General features: G+C 71.5%; 4 protein-coding genes. 2 read left to right on the top strand and 2 right to left on the bottom strand.

What is annotated here, in order from left to right; translation table 11 throughout:
• Nucleotides 1–265 (top strand): amidase family protein (locus tag H5J33_RS33635; protein ID WP_258565585.1); only part of this gene is annotated, 265 nt, incomplete at its 5' end.
• Between the two features lie 9 nt (nucleotides 266–274).
• On the opposite strand, the gene H5J33_RS33630 is transcribed toward H5J33_RS33635, so the two are convergent.
• Nucleotides 275–760: a GNAT family N-acetyltransferase gene (locus tag H5J33_RS33630; protein ID WP_181798470.1), complete on the bottom strand. Its 486-nt coding sequence runs from the start codon at nucleotides 758–760 to the stop codon at nucleotides 275–277.
• Nucleotides 761–817: 57 nt separating this feature from the next.
• Nucleotides 818–991, bottom strand: a complete 174-nt coding sequence (locus H5J33_RS33625) for a hypothetical protein (RefSeq protein ID WP_181798469.1) — start codon at nucleotides 989–991, stop codon at nucleotides 818–820.
• A gap of 496 nt (nucleotides 992–1,487) precedes the next feature.
• Between H5J33_RS33625 and H5J33_RS33620 the strand changes: the two genes are divergently transcribed.
• On the top strand, nucleotides 1,488–1,854 hold a 367-nt coding region (locus tag H5J33_RS33620; RefSeq protein WP_181798468.1), incomplete at its 3' end, for a hypothetical protein.

The raw sequence follows: 1,854 nt of genomic DNA, 5'->3' as shown, positions 1-1,854 counted from the left end.
CCTGGCCCGCCGCTCCCCCGAGGCCGGGCCGTGGCACGAGCGCGGCTGGCTGCGCAACGTCCTCGCCAACTCGGCCTACTCGCCGTTCACTCCGCCGTGGAACCTGACCGGCTGGCCGGCGATGTCCGTGCCGGTGGGCGCGCTGCCCTCGGGCGCGCCCTGCGCCGTGCAGCTGGTGGGCCGGCCGGGCACGGAGTCCCTTCTGCTGGGCGTGGCCGAGGAGTTGGCGCAGCTGGTCCCCTGGCCGCGGACCGCGGGACTGTGACGGCAGGGACTACTCCAGCGACCGGTACATGATGTGCAGCCCCACCCTGCCGTGACGTGGGTGCTCGAACGCCTCCGGGACCGTGCCGAGGATGGTGAAGCCGAGGGATGTCCACAGGGCGACCGCGGGGTTGGTCTCGACGACGGCGTTGAAGACCATCGCGCGGTAGCCGTGCGCCCGGGCCTCGGCCAGCACGTGGGTGGCGAGGGCACGGCCGATGCCGCGGCCGGCGTGGTCGGGGTCGACCATGAAGCCGGCGTTGGCGACGCGGGCGGCGGGTCCGCCGTGGTTCGGCGTGAGGTAGGCCGACCCGAGGACGGCTCCGCTGTCGTCCTCTGCGACGTAGACCCGCTTGGCCGGGCCCATCCACAGCTCGCGGGCCGCTTCCTCGGTGGTGTTCGGGTCCCAGGCGTAGGTCTCGGCGGCGGCGACGATCCGGTGCCAGAAAGGCCAGATCCGCGGCCAGTCCCCGGCCGTGGCTTCTCTGATCGGCATGGGCGTGAGTCTGTCACACCCACGCGGACGACGGTCGCGGCGGCCGGGGCGGGAGGGTCAGTCCACGCTCGGCAGGATGTGCGGCTCGGCCAGGTCGTCCTCGTAGCCGGCGAGGCGGATCGGGGCGGAGCGGGCCCACACCTCGAGGCTGCCGAGTTCTCCGGGCCGGCGGCGCCTGCGCTCGGTGCGTTCCTCGGGGCGCTGTTCGCGATTCGTCTTCTCCGGTGTCACCGCGCACTCCTTATGTGTCGGGTCACCCTCGGGGGCATACCGGACTGTCCGCGCCACGGCGCCGGACGCCCGCTCGGGTCTGGTCGGAAGGCCGATTACGGACGCGGTGGCGCCGGTTTCCGCTGCCGGAGCAGGCCGTTGTGGACCGGCGTGCCCCAGGACGGACGGTGGGTGTGGGTGAGACCCCGTACTGTTGTCCGTCGACTCCCAGATTAACCAAATGAGCGGTCATCCGCTCGATAGGGAATGAAAACAAGGTGTAACCACTGTGCTTCGCGCAGCCTCCCAATAGCCCACAATATGGGGCCTTTTCCCATAAGATGCTCACTCCTACGACGTCCGGAATCACCCGTACGGCGGATATGAACGAACGCCTCTTCGAAATAAGTTGGGGAACGGTTGACCGACCCGGCGCAGTTCAAGTGCCGTTGGCCGGGTGGCAAACCGGCCATGGTCTGCTGACGCGGCAACGGCTGTCTCGCGGAAGGACTGACGCATGGAGCTGCGCAGCGTCGAGGAGCTGATGGATCTGCTGTACGCCGGCCGGCACCGGCACGCGCTGCGGACCGCCGCGCTGCTGCGCCGCGGCCGCCCCGCCGACAAGGAGCTCCAGGTGGCCGCTCTGGTGCGGGGCATCGGACCGGTGTTGTGCACGGGCGACGAGGCGGCCCGGGCCGACAGCGCGGCGCAAGCGGTGCGTTCCCTGCTCGGGGAGCGGGTGTCCCGGCTGGTCCGCGCGGACGCGGACCCGGCCGACGACGATGTGCTGCGGCTGCGTCAGGCCGAGGAGGAGGGCCGCACGGCCGCCTTCGACGCGGGCGTGCTGGAGGACTGGCGCACCGTGCTGGAGCTGGGCGCCGCGC

This window comes from Streptomyces sp. WELS2 (genome assembly GCF_013870595.1).
Classification (GTDB): Bacteria; Actinomycetota; Actinomycetes; order Streptomycetales; family Streptomycetaceae; genus Streptomyces.
Note: the sequence above shows the minus strand (reverse complement) of the source record. Positions and strands in the feature narration are given on the sequence as shown.

Excerpts from the sequence above, each read along its gene's own strand:
- H5J33_RS33630 (WP_181798470.1), bottom strand. The coding sequence starts at position 760 with ATGCCGATCAGAGAAGCCACGGCCGGGGACTGGCCGCGGATCTGGCCT.